Annotated in this window: 16 protein-coding genes; 14 read left to right on the forward strand and 2 right to left on the reverse strand. The window is 44.7% G+C overall.

Going from position 1 to position 16,896, the window contains the following annotated elements:
- Positions 1-137: 137 nt before the first annotated feature.
- Complete coding sequence (rne, locus tag KYS23_RS11215) at positions 138-3,449, reverse strand: ribonuclease E (RefSeq protein ID WP_218418735.1); 3,312 nt, start codon at positions 3,447-3,449, stop codon at positions 138-140.
- 702 nt (positions 3,450-4,151) lie between these two features.
- On the opposite strand from rne, the gene rluC reads away from it, so the two are divergent.
- Both rluC and KYS23_RS11225 read left to right on the forward strand, forming a co-directional pair.
- A complete protein-coding gene (gene rluC / locus KYS23_RS11220) occupies positions 4,152-5,093 on the forward strand; it encodes a 23S rRNA pseudouridine(955/2504/2580) synthase RluC (protein ID WP_159530851.1) in 942 nt (313 codons plus the stop codon).
- A gap of 132 nt (positions 5,094-5,225) precedes the next feature.
- Positions 5,226-5,873 carry an HAD-IA family hydrolase gene (locus KYS23_RS11225; protein ID WP_159530849.1) on the forward strand — a complete coding sequence of 216 codons (648 nt, stop codon included), beginning with the start codon at positions 5,226-5,228 and terminating at the stop codon, positions 5,871-5,873.
- Between the two features lie 86 nt (positions 5,874-5,959).
- Here KYS23_RS11225 and KYS23_RS11230 read toward each other — a convergent pair whose 3' ends face one another.
- Positions 5,960-6,607, reverse strand: a complete 648-nt coding sequence (locus KYS23_RS11230; protein ID WP_159530847.1) for a Maf family protein — start codon at positions 6,605-6,607, stop codon at positions 5,960-5,962.
- A 409-nt stretch (positions 6,608-7,016) separates the two neighbouring features.
- Between KYS23_RS11230 and yceD the strand changes: the two genes are divergently transcribed.
- From yceD to holB, 12 genes are all read left to right on the forward strand, one after another.
- Entirely contained in the window at positions 7,017-7,550 is a 534-nt protein-coding gene (gene yceD, locus KYS23_RS11235; RefSeq protein WP_159530844.1) for a 23S rRNA accumulation protein YceD, read from the forward strand.
- Between the two features lie 3 nt (positions 7,551-7,553).
- On the forward strand, positions 7,554-7,724 hold the full coding sequence (gene rpmF / locus KYS23_RS11240) for a 50S ribosomal protein L32 (RefSeq protein WP_013784462.1): 171 nt from the start codon (positions 7,554-7,556) through the stop codon (positions 7,722-7,724).
- 15 nt (positions 7,725-7,739) lie between these two features.
- Positions 7,740-8,765, forward strand: coding sequence for a phosphate acyltransferase PlsX (plsX, locus tag KYS23_RS11245; protein ID WP_218418737.1), 1,026 nt, complete (start codon positions 7,740-7,742; stop codon positions 8,763-8,765).
- Positions 8,762-9,727: a beta-ketoacyl-ACP synthase III gene (locus KYS23_RS11250; protein WP_013784460.1), complete on the forward strand. Its 966-nt coding sequence runs from the start codon at positions 8,762-8,764 to the stop codon at positions 9,725-9,727. Before plsX ends, KYS23_RS11250 begins: the two co-directional genes overlap by 4 nt.
- Before the next feature lie 75 nt (positions 9,728-9,802).
- Positions 9,803-10,732, forward strand: a complete 930-nt coding sequence (fabD, locus tag KYS23_RS11255) for an ACP S-malonyltransferase (protein WP_159530840.1) — start codon at positions 9,803-9,805, stop codon at positions 10,730-10,732.
- Between the two features lie 9 nt (positions 10,733-10,741).
- Entirely contained in the window at positions 10,742-11,482 is a 741-nt protein-coding gene (fabG, locus tag KYS23_RS11260) for a 3-oxoacyl-ACP reductase FabG (RefSeq protein ID WP_057792377.1), read from the forward strand.
- Positions 11,483-11,681: 199 nt separating this feature from the next.
- The gene (gene acpP, locus KYS23_RS11265; protein WP_013784457.1) at positions 11,682-11,921 is read left to right on the forward strand and encodes an acyl carrier protein; all 240 of its coding nucleotides are present in this window, start codon (positions 11,682-11,684) and stop codon (positions 11,919-11,921) included.
- An 86-nt stretch (positions 11,922-12,007) separates the two neighbouring features.
- Complete coding sequence (gene fabF, locus KYS23_RS11270; protein ID WP_057792376.1) at positions 12,008-13,246, forward strand: beta-ketoacyl-ACP synthase II; 1,239 nt, start codon at positions 12,008-12,010, stop codon at positions 13,244-13,246.
- Between the two features lie 118 nt (positions 13,247-13,364).
- On the forward strand, positions 13,365-14,306 hold the full coding sequence (gene pabC, locus KYS23_RS11275) for an aminodeoxychorismate lyase (RefSeq protein WP_218418739.1): 942 nt from the start codon (positions 13,365-13,367) through the stop codon (positions 14,304-14,306).
- Positions 14,290-15,330 (forward strand): endolytic transglycosylase MltG, encoded by a 1,041-nt coding sequence (gene mltG / locus KYS23_RS11280; protein ID WP_218418741.1) that lies wholly within the window; start codon positions 14,290-14,292, stop codon positions 15,328-15,330. The genes pabC and mltG overlap by 17 nt, the downstream gene beginning before the upstream one ends.
- A gap of 21 nt (positions 15,331-15,351) precedes the next feature.
- Complete coding sequence (gene tmk, locus KYS23_RS11285) at positions 15,352-15,969, forward strand: dTMP kinase (RefSeq protein ID WP_218397295.1); 618 nt, start codon at positions 15,352-15,354, stop codon at positions 15,967-15,969.
- Positions 15,969-16,865 carry a DNA polymerase III subunit delta' gene (holB, locus tag KYS23_RS11290; protein ID WP_218418750.1) on the forward strand — a complete coding sequence of 299 codons (897 nt, stop codon included), beginning with the start codon at positions 15,969-15,971 and terminating at the stop codon, positions 16,863-16,865. Before tmk ends, holB begins: the two co-directional genes overlap by 1 nt.
- Positions 16,866-16,896 lie beyond the last annotated feature (31 nt).

A 16,896-nucleotide genomic window follows, 5' to 3' on the forward strand; every position in this document is an offset into this window, starting at 1 on the left:
ACAGTTCAACAATACAAATGACCAATAAAAAAGCCGCAATTAAGCGGCTTCTTGTAATGTTTAAACAACCTTAGTCCTTAGTAATAACGATAGTCAACAGTAACTATCGCTATCAGTAACTAGGGGTGTTAATCACGCTAGGCGTTTTCATCAACACTGGCTGGCAATGTTGTTGGGGCTGATGCCGCTGCGCTTGCTTTCGCAATAGTTGCGCTTCTACCCGATACTACCACGGTAGGTCGGCTATCGTCTGACTTAGCGGTAAGCGCTACGTCATTGAAAGCATCATCAACTGATGCAGGTGCTGCCATTGGCGCAGATGCATTAATGCGGCCTCGGCTACTTGCAGGTGCGCCTGTAATAATTGGCTTGGTTATCACAGCTTTCGCTTTCTTAGGCTTAGCTTTTGGCGCAGGCTTTTCAGTTGTTTCCGTTGCTGCTTTATCAGACGCTTCACCTAGGTTAATTTCAACCTGTTTAGGTGCAGCTTCAGTGGTAGGAGCAGGGGCTACTTCAGCTTTAGCTGGCTTAGCCGTGTCCGCTTCACTTTTAGGTGAAGCTAGCTCGAACTGCATTTCGTCTTGAACTACTTCAGGCGCCGGCTTGGCTGTTGCAGTTTCTGTTGTTGCTGGCACTGCATTTTCATCCGACGGGGCCAATACACCAGGCTTGCTGGCTTGGGTGTCTTCTGTTTTAGACGCAGGTGCATTATCACTACCAGAAGGCGCTTCAGCCTTATCGGCACTTGTATCAACAGCAGCAGGCTGTACATTCTCATTTTGAGTATGCGCAGTGTCTGCCTCAAGTTTACCAGGCATAGCTGCTTGCGTATCTTCTGCACGAGGTGCTGGTTCACTAGTGTCTGCGGCAGACGTCGTTGACGCTGGTGCTTCCTGTGATGGTGAAGTTTCAACGTTTGCTGCTGGCTGTTCGCTTACTGATTCGCTGCTGTCATCATTAGACTGCTGCGCTTCTTTCTTGCGGCGCTGACCAGCGGCACGAACATGACGAGGAGAGCGGCGTGAACGACCACGGCTTTCACGTTTTTGACCGTTTTCATCAGTGTCGTTACTCGATTGTTCAGAAGATGTTTGAACATCTTGTTCAGTGGTCGAGTTAACGTCAGCAGGTTGAGAAGCTTCTTTTACTGGCGCTGTTGATTCAGAAACTGCTGTTGTATCAGTTGACTGAACTGGCGTAGCCTTAACTTCTTCTACTTCAGCAGGCGCTGATTTAGCTGGATTAGGCTTATCAACTGCAAGAGATTTTACTGGTTTGCTAGCCGGTGCTTCATTTGACTGTGTATTGTCATCTTTTTTCACACGTACGCTGCGACGAATGTCTCTTCGTTTGCGGCGCTCGGCCACTTCTTGCTTCTTCTGCGCTTCTTGAGGCTTAGCATCTTGAGACTTGCTTTCTTGTGTCTTAGGCGCTTCGTCTTGCGCGTTATTTCTGCTTTGCTCTTGCTTAGGCTTCTGAGTTTCGTCACGAGGTTTACGAGGCTTACGGCCTTTATTGTTACTTGCGCGTGGCTTGTCGTCTTGCTCAGAACGTGGCGTACGCTGTTCTTGTTCGCCGTCTTTGTTTTGAGGCTGGTTACGACGGGTATTCTTTCGTGGTTTACGACGACGATCATCACCATTGCGGTTGCGAGACTGATTGCCACCACGATTGTTTCGGCTTTCAGACTGCTTCTGTTTCTCTTTTTCTTTCGCTTCAGCTTCAGCTTTCGCTTTTTCGTCTTCACCGCCAAGTACATCACCTAACCATTTACCAATACGGGCAAATAGTGATGGTGAACTTTCAGCTTTAGCCGCAGGTACTTCTGCTTTAGGCGCAACAACTGGCGCAGCTGAAGGAGCAACTAACCCTTTTAATGCTGGCTCTTCACGTTTAACCGGCGCTGACGCTGTAGTTTCAGTTTCTGTTTCAACCGTAGGCATCAACTCTACTTCGTAGCTTGCGTCATCGAGAATATCATCTGGGCGGCGGCGAGTGACTTGATAGTGAGGTGTTTCAAGGTTGGCATTAGGGATAAGCAGTAAGTTAACACCATGACGTTTTTCTAAGCTTTGAATCGCTTTGCGCTTTTCGTTAAGCAAGTAGGTTGCTACCGATACAGGTAGCTGCGCTTCAATTTGGCCTGTGTTTTCTTTAATGCTTTCTTCTTCAAGAATTCGCAAAATAGAAAGTGCTAATGACTCGGTACCACGAATGGTGCCGTGACCTGAACAGCGAGGGCACACATGATGTGCTGAATCACCCAATGATGGGCGTAAACGCTGACGTGACATTTCAAGCAAGCCAAAGCGAGAGATACGGCCTAATTGAACACGAGCACGATCGCTGCGAACCGCGTCTTTCATGCGGTTTTCAACTTCACGTTGGTGGCGCACTGGGGTCATATCGATAAAGTCGATAACGACCAAGCCACCTAAGTCGCGTAAACGTAATTGACGGGCAATTTCGTCCGCTGCTTCTAGGTTAGTATTGAACGCTGTTTCTTCAATATCACCGCCTTTTGTTGCACGGGCAGAGTTGATATCAATAGAGGTAAGGGCTTCAGTAGGATCGATAACAATTGAACCACCAGAAGGCAAGCGAACTTCACGTTGGAAGGCTGACTCAATTTGGCTTTCAATTTGATAATGGCTGAACAAAGGCACTTCGCCACGATAAAGCTTAACGCGGTTGGCAAAGTCAGGGCGCACAAGTTGGATGTGCTGCAATGCTTGTTCATAGATGCTGGTTTTATCAATTAATATTTCACCAATATCACGACGTAGATAGTCACGAATTGCACGAACAATAACGTTACTTTCTTGGTGAATTAGGAAGGGGGCTTCACGCTCTTCAGCAACGTTAGAAATAGCTTCCCAATGGGTAAGTAATACTTTTAAATCCCACTCTAACTCTTCGTAAGATTTACCCACACCCGCAGTACGAACTATCAAACCCATGCCATCAGGCAGGTCTAGTTTGTTCAAAGATTCTTTAAGCTCTGTACGTTCATCACCTTCGATACGACGAGAAATACCGCCAGCACGAGGGTTGTTTGGCATTAATACTAAGTAGCTACCCGCTAGTGATAAGAATGTGGTAAGCGCTGCGCCTTTTTGACCACGTTCTTCTTTATCAATCTGAACGATAACTTCTTGGCCTTCCTTAATCACATCTTTAATGTTTGGGCGGCCTTCGAATCGGTAGCCTTTAGGGAAGTAAGTGCGCGCAATTTCTTTGAGGGGTAGGAAACCGTGGCGATCTGCGCCGTAGTCTACGAATGCCGCTTCGAGGCTTGGCTCAACGCGGGTTATTTTACCTTTGTAAATGTTTGCTTTTTTCTGTTCGTGCCCAGGACTTTCGATGTCCAAATCGTATAAACGCTGCCCATCAACAAGGGCAACACGCAACTCTTCTAATTGAGTTGCATTAATTAACATTCTTTTCATTGTATCTAACTCTGTTTTAATACAGCCGTCCAGATACAAAATTAAAGTGACATGTACAAACCCTCACCGCGCAATCTCACGATTGGACGGGGACCTTGTTGTAACGCCGCATTATCCTTGAACTTACGCAGCATGTAACGTTTTTCGTTACTCGTTCCGCGTTTTATATTGTTCTTAAGGATGTCGGGAGCGACATACCCTTATTTCTATCTATCTTTTTAACAAACACCGCTCTTAGGCTGGCGCTTGTTTGTCAATTCAATTCTGTTAGCTAAACGGCGAACTTATTTTATGTTCGCAAACAGCATCTGAATTATCTAACGGCAGTGTAGTCGTTGCCTCTATAATTCTCGTTCCAGATATAAAATTGCGTGTTCATTGAATAATGCAATTGGAACGTGACGCTGTTCTAATGGATAACAATAATGGCGAAATAAGCGAGTAACGAATTAACTAGCTCTAAATGCTCACTATGTTAAATGTAGTGTTTTACCGGTATGGTTTAGCCGCGTAAAATACAGCTTCCATTATGGCATCAAAGGTTCAATTTAAGCAAGGTGCCAAGGGTAAATAAGCCCAGATAATACGGTTTTTCAGTGCTAAATGCCCGTTTAGTATCAAAAGTAGTCAAAGGGTTTTATTTTTACGGCACATCAAAGTTTCTGTATCGGTCTGCTTTTGCATTGCGTTATAATGGAGTCTATGAAAGAACAAACCCAACAATCAGTCCGTTTCGTTACCGTTGAACCCGATTTAGCAGGGCAACGTGTAGACAATTTTTTGCGCACCCAATTAAAAGGCGTGCCCAAAAGTATGATTTATCGCATCTTGCGTAAAGGTGAAGTGCGCGTAAATAAGGGTAGAGTAAAACCCGAATATAAACTCGTTGCCGATGATGTCGTGCGTATCCCACCTGTGCGTGTTTCAGAAGGAACACCAGGGCCATCGCCAAAACTCGATAAAATTGCAGCGCTAGAATCTCAAATATTATTTGAAGACGAGCGCATTATTGTAATTAATAAACCTTCAGGCATTGCTGTTCATGGTGGCAGTGGTTTAAGTTTTGGCTTAATTGAAGGTTTACGCGCACTGCGCCCCGATGCTAATTTTATGGAATTGGTGCACCGTTTAGACAGAGACACCTCTGGCTGTATTTTAATTGCTAAGAAACGTTCGGCGCTTCGTCATATGCATGAGCAGTTGCGTACCGGTAAAATGGATAAGCGCTACCAAGCATTAGTGGCAGGGCAGTGGCCTGAAAATCGCTTTAAAGTGAAGGCGCCACTTCGCAAGAATGTATTGCAGTCAGGTGAACGCATGGTGAATGTGAGTGAAGATGGTAAGCCATCTGAAACCCGCTATCGGATATTGCAAAAATTCGAGGCCGCCACATTGGTAGAAGCATCACCTATTACTGGTCGAACCCACCAAATCCGAGTTCACTGTTTACACGCAGAGCATCCAATTGCGTGTGATCCTAAATACGGTGATACCGAGTTTGACGAAACTATGCGCCAAAAAGGGTTAAACCGCCTATTCTTGCACGCACACAGTATTTCGCTAATTCACCCCGGTACAGAAGAGCGGGTTAAATTTACCGCGCCATTAGATGCCACCTTAACCAATACCCTTAAAGCTTTGTAATTAGGCTTTTAGGGTATTCGGTACAACGTTAAATAAAGCGACTGGATTAGGTAGTACTTGGTTGCAAACCCCTTGAATAAATTTATTCGTTATTTGAATTTGTCTTTTTTATAAATAAGGATCGCAGTAACTATGCGCTATAAGTTGGTTATATTTGATTGGGACGGCACCTTAATGGACTCCGCCGATAAAATTATTAACTGTATGCAAATAGCAGCAAAACACTGTGATGTGCCTGTTCCTAGTGCTGATGCGGTAAGTCACATTATTGGAATTAGCTTAAAACCTGCGATTAAGCAGTTATTTAACATCGATGATGATGCTCTTGCTGAGCGTTTAGTACTGGCTTATAAAGAAGCCTTCGTAAGCCATGACGCTACGCCTTGCCCTTTATTTAATGGTGTAGACGATTTGTTGTCAGCGTTACAGGCTGAAGGGGCTACTCTTGCTGTCGCAACAGGGAAAGCACGTAGAGGTCTTGATAGAGCCTGGTTGCAAACCGGAACTGGCCACTTTTTCAGTGCGTCACGGTGCGCTGATGACGCCCAGTCGAAACCGTCACCTGACATGCTACTGCAAATTTTAGACGAGCTAAATATTAGTGCCCACGATGCCGTTATGATTGGCGATACTACCTACGACATGCAAATGGCAAAATCTATTGGTATGCGCAGAATAGGGGTTTCTTACGGGGTGCACGCACAAGTTCACCTTGAAGCGTTGGCGCCTGAAACCATAGTGCATTCTATAGGCGAGCTTCAACAGTTTTTAATTCGCTAGTTTAGCTTTTAAATTAGCTGTTGAAGGAATACTGCTCTCGCTGTCTATCTTCACTAGCTAATTCTCGTTAAGCACATCTTCAAGCGCTAGGCTTTGGCAGTAGCAAGGTCTAGCAAATCGATATTAAAATGTTTGTCTAGCATATTATGCAGCAGCATCACAGGAAGCCCTATTAAAGTATTAGGGTCACGACTGGTAATGCGTTCAAACAATAAGGCCCCCATGCCTTCACATTTGAAACTTCCTGCGCAATCAAGTGGCATTTCGGCTTCAACATAAGCACGTAATTGTGCTTCCTTATGACTACGAAAATACACACAGGTTTCTTCAGCTCGGGTAATAGTGTCTAAATTGCTGGTAAGGATGTCGGGTAGGTCTTCGTCGTCTTCAGTTTTACACAAACTTATCGCGGTATAGAAGTACACAGATTTTCCTTGGCACATTTTTAATTGCGCTACCGCATTTTCTACCGTGCCGGGCTTTCCTAATATGATTTTGCCATCAGTGCCTTCTACAGAAGCAACTTGGTCGCTACCAATCACAATTCTACCTGGCTGTTGTTGTGCAATCTTTTTTGCTTTTTCGAATGCTAAACGTTTACACAACGCAAGGGGAGTTTCATTAGGTAGGGGAGTCTCATCTATATCTGGTTTGCTTATTTCAGCTTGAATGCCAATATTCGACAACAATTGCTGGCGGTATTTTGATGATGAAGCTAGAACGAGTGTGGTCATACTACAAAACCTCAATCTTACATTAAGTGTTAATTAACCGAATTTTGCTTTGCGTGCGTGCCTTCTTACGAAAGTGTGTTTATATGTGCGTTAATAGTTAAACACCAAATTCCTTTTATGTAGTTGTTTCTTGCAAATTACCCATTAATAGTAATCACAACTTACCCTAAATATAGCGTGTTTTAGTAAAGGAGCGTAATGTCCTTTGCCCACTTGGGCATTTTCGATAATAGGCTGTTTTGCGAACCGTACCCCATTTTATACACATCATATTCTTTTTACTTGTTATTTTGGGTTATTCCCTTAAAATTCGGATCATGAAAAGAAGTACAAAACCGCTAAATTATTATACAAAAATGCCCATTAAATCTTTGACAGTGGGATGTGGAATCTATAGAATGCGCGCCCTATGCAGAAAGTGAAACTCCCTCATACGGTCGAACCGACCAGCAGCGCTATGAAACGTTCCGATTATCGGGGTGTTCTTGTGTCTGAAGATATGGAACGATTGGGTGGGGCTGTTGTCCGATGTAGTGAATTTGTGAACGTCGATGTGCAGTTCAAAAAAGACGAGCAGGGTCTTACTGTATTTCACGGTCATTTAGACACGCAGGTAACACTTCTCTGTCAGCGGTGTAATGGTGAATTCGATACCACACTTGATGTGGATTTTTGTTTTACTCCAGTGCAGGGAGAAGAGCGAAATGAAGAAGATCCAATACCCGAGGCTTACGAACCGGTAGAGGTCAACGACCACGGAGAAGTTAATCTGCTTCAGATATTTGAAGACGAGTTGCTTTTATCTTTGCCCATCGTACCCCTTCATGCAGAGGAGGAGTGCTCAGTGTCTAAAGATGATATGTCGTTCGGAAAGATTGAACCGGAACAAGAGCGAGAAAACCCTTTCGCGGTTTTGAAAGAACTTAAGCGAGACCAGGAGTAAGTTATGGCTGTACAAAAAAATCGTAAAACACGCTCTAAGCGTGGTATGCGTCGTTCACACGATGCATTGACTGCGTCGACTTTGTCTGTCGACCCAACGTCGGGTGAAACACACCGTCGTCACCACGTGACAGCTGACGGTTACTACAAAGGCAATAAAGTAGTCGGCGCGTAATACGGCGTCTACATTTTGTCTAAGCTAACCATCGCGTTAGATATCATGGGGGGCGATCATGGTCCCCCTGTTATCCTCTCTGCGGCTGTTAAAGCCATTGAACTTCATTCTGACGTTCATTTTCTGCTATGCGGCGACCAAGCCGTTATATCTCCAGCAATTGAAAATCTCACCGCTTCTCAACGAAGTCGGGTAACCGTATCTCATTGCGACCAAGTCGTTGAAATGGGTGAAGCGCCTACCTCTGCGTTACGCAATAAAAAACGCTCGTCAATGCGCCGTGTGATTGAATATGTTCAAAGCAACGAAGCCGATGCATGTGTAAGTGCAGGCAATACTGGTGCGCTGTTAACCTTATCGTTCTATTTATTAAAAACCTTATCGGGTATTGATAGGCCAGCACTTATCAGCATGATGCCCACCGCGAGTCACCATAATGTTTTCTTGCTCGACTTAGGCGCAAATGTTAATTGCACGCCTGAAATTTTATTTCAGTACGGTGTGATGGGTTCGGTGTTAGCGCAAGAAGCAGCGGGTATTTCTTCTCCTCGTGTTGCGTTATTGAACGTGGGCGAAGAAGATATAAAAGGGAATGCGTACGTAAAGTTAGCCGATCAACTATTTAAAGATGCCCCAGGCATTAACTACATTGGCTATGTAGAAGGTAATGATATCTTTACCGATAAAGCCGATGTGGTGGTGACTGACGGTTTTACCGGCAATGTCGCGCTTAAATCTAGCGAAGGGTTGGCCAAATTGGTTATCAACGAAGTGAAACGTCAGTCACAAAAGAACTTTTATACGCGGCTAATGGCCAAAATTGCTTTTCCATTGCTTAAATCTATCTATAACAGCGTGAACCCCGACCAGTATAATGGTGCGAGTCTGATAGGATTGCGCGGCATTGTTATCAAGAGTCATGGAAATGCATCTAAAGACGCCTTTTATTACGCCATTGTGCAAGCAATGAAAGAAGCAAAGATGCGAGTTCCAGACAAGATAAAAACGAAGATAGAAACGGTTTTATTGGAGCAGCTTTGAGCAAATATTCTCGATTTATCGGTACCGGCAGTTATTACCCTAGTGATATACGAACCAATGCCGATTTGGAAGTTATGGTTGATACCAGTGATGAATGGATCACTGATAGAACCGGTATTAAAGAACGCCGAATTATAGGTGCTGAAGAAACCGCTGCGACCATGGGTGCAGAGGCAAGTAAGAAAGCCATAGAGATGGCAGGCATCGACCCTCAATCAATTGATATGATAGTGTGTGCTACTACTAGCGGACGCTATGCACTTCCTAGCACTGCGTGTGAAATCCAGCGCATTTTAGGCATTAACGGTATTCCTGCTTTTGATGTGGCAGCTGCCTGTGCAGGTTATTGCTACGCGTTAAGTGTGGCCGACCAATACATCAAATCTGGCATGGCTAAGCGTATCTTAGTTATCGGTACAGATTGTCTTAGCCGCTTGATAGCACCTGAAGATCGCACTATGGTCATTTTATTTGGCGATGCTGCTGGAGCCACGATTATAGAAGCCAGTGATGAGCCGGGTATATTATCGACTCACATAAACGCCGATGGCTCTTACGGCGATTTACTTTATGTTGGTAACCCAACACGTGGTGATGAAGCATCTGTTCACGAAAATTGGGGTGTTATGCGCGGGAACGAAGTTTTCAAAGTTGCCGTGAATAAATTGTCTGAAGTGGTCGAACAAACCCTTGCGGCCAACAATATGCAAAAATCTGATCTGGATTGGCTAGTGCCTCATCAGGCGAATTTCAGAATTATTAAAGCGACAGCAAAGAAATTAGATATGTCGTTAGACCAAGTGGTGGTTACGTTAGAAAAATACGGTAATACCTCGGCTGCCACAGTACCCACAGCATTAGACACCGCTATTCGCGATGGCCGTATTCAGCGTGGGCAACATTTATTATTAGAAGCATTCGGCGGCGGTTTTGCGTGGGCATCTGCGCTGGTACGATACTAGTTTCTTTTAATAGTCTTCATGAATTCGTAGTATTCAAGAGATTCGTTGTACTCAAAAAAATAACAAGGAACAACAATGACAAAAACAGCCTGCGTCTTTCCTGGGCAGGGTTCACAATCTGTGGGCATGCTTAAAGAGTTGGCAGACAGCCATCCTTCTGTTTTAGATACCTTCAAAGACGCTTCAGACGTATTGGGTTACGATCTTTGGGATCTGGTACAAAACGACACCGAAGGAAAATTGAACGAAACCCATATTACCCAGCCAGCTTTACTTGCCGCCAGTGTTGCTACTTGGCGAATATTAGAAGCACAAGGCATTGAAGTGAGCTATTTAGCGGGTCACAGTTTAGGTGAATATTCAGCCTTAGTGTGTGGCGGTGCCATGTCTTTCGCCGATGCGATAAAGCTAGTTGAAGCGCGTGGGCAATATATGCAAGAGGCGGTGCCAGCAGGGGCAGGTGCTATGTATGCTATCATCGGCTTAGACGACAACACCATTGCCAACGTGTGCCACCAAACGGCGATTGCCACAGGCGATGTAGTGTCTCCGGTTAACTTTAATTCGCCAGGCCAAGTGGTTATTGCCGGTGAAAAGGTGGCCGCTGAGCAAGCTGCTGCTGCATGTAAAGAAGCCGGTGCCAAGCGAGCGCTTCCATTAGCGGTTAGTGTGCCTTCGCATTGCGAACTTATGCGCCCCGCTGCTGACAAGCTAGAAGATGCGCTGGCGACTTTAAATGTTCACACCCCTGCAATTAATATCATTAATAATGTTGATGTCACCATTGAAACCGATGGAGCATCAATAAAAAGTGCGTTGGTACGTCAATTATATTGCCCCGTTCAGTGGACGCGTACCGTTGAGTACTTGGCCGCAGCAGGTGTTGAACGCATTATTGAAGTAGGCCCAGGTAAAGTACTTTCTGGATTAAATAAACGCATTAATAAAAGTTTAGAATCCATTGCTGTAAACACCCCAGAAAGTGTGGAAGCATTAAAACAATAAGGAATCGCTATGAGTCAGTTAGAAGGCAAAGTAGCACTGGTAACCGGCGCAAGCCGAGGCATTGGTAAAGCCATTGCCAGCCAGCTTGCAGCGCAAGGTGCTACGGTTGTGGGCACGGCTACAAGCGACAGTGGTGCAAGTGCAATTACTGAGTATTTATCTGAATTTGGTGGCAAAGGCATTGCACTAAATGTTACCGATAAAGACAGTATAGATGCTATAATCAAGGAAATTAATGACACCTTCGGTGGCATTGATATTTTGGTTAATAATGCAGGTATTACTCGTGATAACTTGTTAATGCGTATGAAAGATGACGAATGGCAAGATATTATTAATACCAACCTTACAGCCATTTTTACGCTGTCAAAAGCAGTACTTCGCGGTATGATGAAGAAACGCTTTGGCCGTATCGTAAATATCGGTTCTGTGGTGGGTAGTTCGGGTAATGCTGGGCAAGCAAACTACGCAGCAGCGAAAGCAGGTGTTATTGGTTTTTCGAAATCTATGGCACGTGAAGTGGCTTCTCGTGGTATAACTATTAACGTTGTTGCGCCTGGTTTTATCGATACCGACATGACAAAATCATTGACGGACGATCAAAAAAGCGCAATTTTTAAAGATATTCCTGCTAACCGTTTAGGTGAACCTGATGAAATAGCAGCCACTGTTGCCTTTTTAGTGAGCAGCGGTGCAGCCTATATTACAGGCGAAACTATCCATGTAAATGGTGGTATGTATATGGGTTAAATTCACGAAAATTGTGAATTTAACTGTGTTTGGGGTGGATTTTCCCCGAACTTGGATGTAAAAATAGAACATTAAGAATTTGGGATGTCGCTGGTTTGACCAGAAAATTTGTTTAAACTGGTGCTTGCAAGCTAGTACCTTGCAAAATAAACTAGCGGCACTTTGACTATCTAGTGACGTTTAAGGGAAACCTAGAATTATGAGTAACATTGAAGAACGCGTTAAGAAAATTATCATTGAACAACTTGGCGTAAAAGAAGAAGAAGTAAAAGCTGAAGCTTCATTCGTTGATGATTTGGGCGCAGACTCACTTGACACTGTTGAGCTAGTAATGGCGTTAGAAGAAGAATTTGATACTGAAATTCCTGACGAAGAAGCAGAAAAAATTACTACTGTTCAGTCAGCTATTGACTATATCAATGCTAACAAAGACGCTTAAGTCTTCGTTATAGTAAATTAAAAAACGGCTCTCTTTAGAGCCGTTTTTGTATTCCCACCTTATTAGTTCCAATGCGAGGGCTTTTTGTGACAAAACGTCGCGTAGTGGTTACTGGTCTTGGCATGCTTTCACCTTTGGGTCTTTCTGTAGATGAGACTTGGCGTCGTCTGTTAGCAGGCGAAAGCGGTATTGGTGAAATCACCCATTTTGATTGCAGTGACTATTCCACCCGTTTCGCAGGTCAAGTTGATAACTTTGACCCGCAGGAATATATAGAAAAGAAAGAAACGAAAAAAATGGACAGGTTTATTCAGCTGGGTATTGCAGCGGGTAAACAGGCCATGGCTGATTCGGGCTTAACGATAACTGAAGAAAATGCACATCGTGTAGGTGTAGCTATTGGTTCAGGCATTGGTGGGCTAGAACAAATCGAACAAAACCACACTAAATTAATGAATAGCGGTCCTAAGCGCGTTTCGCCATTTTTTGTGCCTTCTACTATTACCAACATGATTTCTGGCTTTTTGTCTATCATGGAAGGGCTTAAAGGGCCAAACCTAAACGTAGTGACGGCATGTACCACTGGTGTGCATAACATTGGTATTGCTGCGCGTACTATCGCGTATGACGATGCAGATGCCATGCTAGCAGGCGGTTCAGAAGCGTCTATTACGCCATTAGGTATAGCTGGTTTTGCTGCGGCACGTGCATTGTCTGCACGAAACGACGATCCTCAAGGCGCCAGTCGTCCTTGGGATAAAGATCGTGATGGTTTCGTCATGGGCGAAGGTGCTGGCGTAGTGATGCTAGAAGAATACGAAGCGGCGAAAGCACGTGGTGCAACCATTTATGCTGAACTTGTTGGTTTTGGTATGAGTGGCGATGCCTATCATATGACATCACCACCTGCTGACGGTGAAGGTGCAGCGGCTTCAATGAGTAACGCTATTCGCGATGCTAAAATTGAGAGCAGTGAAATTGGTTACGTTAACGCGCATGGTACATCTACACCAGCGGGTGATATTGCAGAAGTAGCAGCGGTTAAGCGTGTATTCAACGAACATGCGCATAACATGCTGGTAAGCTCTACTAAGTCGATGACAGGTCATTTACTTGGTGCAGCAGGCTCTGTAGAAGCTATTTTCACTATATTAGCACTACGTGACAAAATGGCACCGCCTACCATTAACTTGGATGAGCCAAGCGAAGGATGTGACTTAGACTTCGTGGCTAATAAAGCAAAAATGTTTACTTCAGACTATGCGCTGTGTAATTCATTTGGCTTTGGTGGTACTAACGGTTCGCTTATCTTTAAAAGAATTTAAGCCCGAACATACGTTTGGATACCCTAGTTATTGAATAAAGGCAGCGCAAGCTGCCTTTCTTGTTTGCGCACAACAACTTGGTATACTGCGCCCTAGACGTTACTAATTAGAGCTAGTTGTGAAAATAGTCGCAAACACCGACACCGCATCTTTAACCTCTTCATCCGCCGATGCAATTGCCCTTAACGACAGGGCACTGAACTATGGTGATGGGGTGTTTACTACTATGTGTGTTAGCCAGGGGAAAGTAGAGCTGCTGTCTTTTCATCTCGCTAGGCTGAATCATGATGCCAAAGCGTTAGCCATTCCCCTCAATATGGCTAAACTGAGAACTGCTATTGACGAGTATGTCAGTACGCTTAACGCATCGCTTGAACACACGAAGACTCAAAGAGTAATGAAGATTCATGTATCTTCAGGAGAAGGCGGTCGTGGTTACGCGCGAGATAGCCACGCACCTGCGATTGTTCGGTTTTCCACGCATGCTTATCCGGCACATTATTCTGAACTTGCTGCTAGCGGTTTAACCCTTATAAATGCGAAAACACCGCTGGCAATTCAGCCTTTGCTTGGTGGTATTAAACATATGAACCGGTTAGAGCAGGTATTGGTTAAGCGTGAAGTTATCGCGGCCAATGCCGATGATGCCTTGGTGTTCGACACGCAAGGGCACCTTATTGAAGCCAGTGCGGGAAACGTATTTTTTCAAACCGATAGTGGATGGCACACACCAAAGGTAAATAACTGTGGTGTAAATGGTGTTGTGCGCCAGTGCTTATTAAGTATGTTAAAAGCAAGCTCTTCAAAAGACAGGGACATAATTGGCAACCCCTCAAGCGTTCATGAAGGCGAATACACACTGGCAGATTTAACTAACGCAAAAGCATTAGTTATCACCAATGCCTTAATGGGCGTGATGCCAGTAAATAAAGTCATTTACAATAATAATGACAAAGAGATTAGCAATGAATTGGAATTCAGCGCGTCCCACCAAGGGGCAAAGACCCTCGCTAAATTAGTATTAGATAAAATTCAGGACGATCATGCGAATAGTTATTAGCATTGGGATAATGCTAGCGCTTGTTGTAGGTGCAATTACCTTTGGTGTTTTATATGTAAACGGGCAAGCTTCATCACCCTTGTCGATTTCTCAACCGCAGCTTTATACGGTAGAAAAGGGCAGTAACGGATATAAAGTGGTAAGGGAGCTTCGGGCGCGTGAGTTACTTGATAGCCCTGAATTAGCGACAAAACTTTGGCTCAAATTTTTCGCTGCCAATACCCACGTGAAATCGGGTACTTACCGTTTAGCACCTGGGTTATCACTACGAGAAGTATTCGGTATATTAAGCCGTGGTGACGAGCACTATTTTGCCGTGAGCTTGGTAGAAGGACTGACACTAAAAGAGTGGTTGGTTACGTTAAAGGCGCAAACTGAACTGATAAACGATGTATCGCTGGATCAGGTTGAAGAGACGATTAATATCTCAAGCTCGGTAAATGAGGAAAAAGCGCCAATGCTATGGCTGAGTGAAGCTAGCAGCGCCGAAGGCTTATTTTTAGCCGATACGTATTTCTTTACCGCTAACACTGCGGCCAGTAGCATTTTAAAACGCGCCCACAAGGCCATGTTAGATTATGTCGAAACCCAGTGGCAGCAACGGCAAGCAGATTTGCCATTGAACTCACCGTACGACGCCCTAATATTGGCAAGTATTATTGAAAAAGAAACCGCAGTGAGTGCAGAACGAACCAAAATAGCGGGGGTATTTGTAAACCGACTGCGGAAAAATATGAGATTACAAACCGATCCCACCGTTATTTACGGCATTGGCGATGCGTATGATGGTAATATTACCCGTAAGCACCTTCGTACGCCCACACCTTACAACACGTATACAATTAAAGGTTTACCGCCCACGCCTATTGCGATGGCCGGTAAGGAAGCCATTTGGGCCGCGTTAAACCCAATGGAAACCGATGCCTTGTATTTTGTTGCCAGAGGTGATGGTAGCCACGAATTTTCGTCTTCGCTCGCTGCCCATAATGCAGCTGTGCGAAAATATCAGTTAAACAAAAAATAAAAAGTCCAACAACGAATAATTATGAACGGAAAGTTTATTGTAGTAGAGGGTCTTGAAGGGGCCGGAAAGAGTTCAGTGATTGGGCTTATAGTAAAGCATTTGCAAGACGCAGGTATTGCGGTTGAGCAAACACGCGAGCCTGGCGGTACGCCTATGGCCGAGGCTATACGCGAGTGTGTTAAACACGACTGGGACGAAACCGTAGCCGAAGAAACAGAATTGCTGTTGATGTACGCCGCACGGGTACAGTTATTAACTAACCGTATACTTCCGGCATTAAATGCAGGGCAGTGGGTAGTAGGTGACAGGCATGACTTGTCTTCACAAGCTTACCAAGGCGGTGGTCGCGGCGTAAGCGCTAATACCATGACTGCCATTAGCAAAATAGCGCTTAACGGTTTTAAGCCAAATTTAACCTTGTACTTAGACGTTGAGCCAGCCATAGGGCTAGAACGCGCTAGAGGCAGGGGAGAGCTAGATCGCATTGAACAAGCAGGCTTGGCCTTTTTTGAGCGTACTCGTGAACGGTACTTAAGCTTAGCAGCACAAGACGACAGTATTGTGGTGATTAATGCCATGCAAGCTATGGAAGATGTACATAAAGACGTGATAACCGCTGTGCAGGAGTACCTTTCTTAATGCAATCTGGGCAAATGCTTCCTTGGTTCACTGATACCTATAACGAATTGCTTGTACGCTATTTTAATAACAAGCTGCACCATGCGCTGTTATTCATTGGCGCTAAAGGTATTGGTAAAGCAAAATTGGTTGCAGGGCTGTCGGATACGCTGTTGTGCAAAAAGCCAACCCAGCAAGGGGCCTGTAATGATTGCCAAAGCTGTCATTTACGGCTTGCTGGAAATCACCCCGATTTTTACGTGCTAGAAAGCGAAAAACAATTGGGCGTGGATAAAATTCGTGAAGGTATTGCCAAGTTAAGCGGTACGGCGCAAATGGGGGGCAATAAGGTGCTGGTGATCCCCGTGGCCGATAGCATGACTGAGGCGGCGGCCAATGCACTATTGAAAACGTTAGAAGAGCCCACCAATAATACGTACTTGTTGCTAATCACTGACAGCCTGAACAGAATAATGCCCACTATTTTGAGTCGATGTGAAAAACATTCGCTCGGCTTGCCTGACGTACAAAGTAGTTTGGCCTATTTACAGCAACAGGGCGTACAAGATGCCAGTGAAGCGTTATTAGAAGCCTATGGCTATGCGCCACTTCGTTTAGAAGCAGCACTTAATAGCGAAAGCGACTTTAATTATCGTACTTTTACAGATGGTATGGGCGCATTACTTGCTGGTACTGGAAGTCAGCAGCTTTTAGCGCTTGCGAATAAATGGCAGAGCGATGCTGTTCAGGTAGCAACGTGGTGTCAACACATGGCACATAAATCGTATGTAGAACGCCAGCAAGCGCAAGATTACGCGCGTTATCGTGCCTGTGTAGAGGCAGTAAAAACCTTACAGCACCCTGGGGTGAATAAATCCATGGTGTTGGTAAGTATTTTGAAACAATTTCAGCGCTAGGCCGCGGTTATAGTGGGTTAGCCTTAAAAAA

Origin of the sequence: Alteromonas lipotrueae (assembly GCF_019249255.1) — a bacterium.
GTDB lineage: Bacteria > Pseudomonadota > Gammaproteobacteria > Enterobacterales > Alteromonadaceae > Alteromonas > Alteromonas lipotrueae.

What these genes read in the sequence shown, in the direction of transcription:
- rluC (WP_159530851.1), top strand. Translation starts at nt 4,152, where the DNA reads ATGAAAGAACAAACCCAACAATCAGTCCGTTTCGTTACCGTTGAACCC.
- tmk (WP_218397295.1), top strand. Translation starts at nt 15,352, where the DNA reads ATGAACGGAAAGTTTATTGTAGTAGAGGGTCTTGAAGGGGCCGGAAAG.
- acpP (WP_013784457.1), top strand. Translation starts at nt 11,682, where the DNA reads ATGAGTAACATTGAAGAACGCGTTAAGAAAATTATCATTGAACAACTT.
- rne (WP_218418735.1), bottom strand. Translation starts at nt 3,449, where the DNA reads ATGAAAAGAATGTTAATTAATGCAACTCAATTAGAAGAGTTGCGTGTT.
- yceD (WP_159530844.1), top strand. Translation starts at nt 7,017, where the DNA reads ATGCAGAAAGTGAAACTCCCTCATACGGTCGAACCGACCAGCAGCGCT.
- fabD (WP_159530840.1), top strand. Translation starts at nt 9,803, where the DNA reads ATGACAAAAACAGCCTGCGTCTTTCCTGGGCAGGGTTCACAATCTGTG.
- fabG (WP_057792377.1), top strand. Translation starts at nt 10,742, where the DNA reads ATGAGTCAGTTAGAAGGCAAAGTAGCACTGGTAACCGGCGCAAGCCGA.
- KYS23_RS11225 (WP_159530849.1), top strand. Translation starts at nt 5,226, where the DNA reads ATGCGCTATAAGTTGGTTATATTTGATTGGGACGGCACCTTAATGGAC.
- rpmF (WP_013784462.1), top strand. Translation starts at nt 7,554, where the DNA reads ATGGCTGTACAAAAAAATCGTAAAACACGCTCTAAGCGTGGTATGCGT.
- mltG (WP_218418741.1), top strand. Translation starts at nt 14,290, where the DNA reads ATGCGAATAGTTATTAGCATTGGGATAATGCTAGCGCTTGTTGTAGGT.
- holB (WP_218418750.1), top strand. Translation starts at nt 15,969, where the DNA reads ATGCAATCTGGGCAAATGCTTCCTTGGTTCACTGATACCTATAACGAA.
- KYS23_RS11230 (WP_159530847.1), bottom strand. Translation starts at nt 6,607, where the DNA reads ATGACCACACTCGTTCTAGCTTCATCATCAAAATACCGCCAGCAATTG.